4 tRNA genes are annotated in these 510 nt (G+C 51.0%); all 4 read left to right on the plus strand.

Annotated features, from left to right (window positions below):
• The first annotated feature begins 36 nt into the window (after positions 1-36).
• Positions 37-110, plus strand: a tRNA-Met gene (locus CD147_RS11800).
• A gap of 28 nt (positions 111-138) precedes the next feature.
• Positions 139-212: transfer RNA gene (locus tag CD147_RS11805), tRNA-Ile, on the plus strand.
• Positions 213-221: 9 nt separating this feature from the next.
• Positions 222-311: transfer RNA gene (locus CD147_RS11810), tRNA-Ser, on the plus strand.
• Positions 312-316: 5 nt separating this feature from the next.
• A tRNA-Asp gene (locus CD147_RS11815) sits at positions 317-392 on the plus strand.
• Positions 393-510 lie beyond the last annotated feature (118 nt).

Raw genomic sequence — 510 nt, forward strand, 5'->3', positions numbered from 1 at the left:
AGTCTCCACCATATTCAAATTTTCAAACTACATAATGGCGGTGTAGCTCAGCTGGCTAGAGCGTACGGTTCATACCCGTGAGGTCGGGGGTTCGATCCCCTCCACCGCCACTAATTATTAGTTGTAGAATTATAATTTGGACCTTTAGCTCAGTTGGTTAGAGCTAACGGCTCATAACCGTTCGGTCGCAGGTTCGAGTCCTGCAAGGTCCATATAATTTTGGAGGAATACCCAAGTCCGGCTGAAGGGATCGGTCTTGAAAACCGACAGGGGCTTAACGGCCCGCGGGGGTTCGAATCCCTCTTCCTCCGTATTTGGTCTCGTAGTGTAGCGGTTAACACGCCTGCCTGTCACGCAGGAGATCGCGGGTTCGATTCCCGTCGAGACCGCCATCTAATAATTTAATAGCATTTCTTTTAATAAGTGGAGGAATACCCAAGTCCGGCTGAAGGGATCGGTCTTGAAAACCGACAGGGCCTTAACGGGCCGCGGGGGTTCGAATCCCTCTTC

The sequence above is a fragment of the Staphylococcus devriesei genome, assembly GCF_002902625.1.
In the GTDB taxonomy this organism is placed as follows: domain Bacteria; phylum Bacillota; class Bacilli; order Staphylococcales; family Staphylococcaceae; genus Staphylococcus; species Staphylococcus devriesei.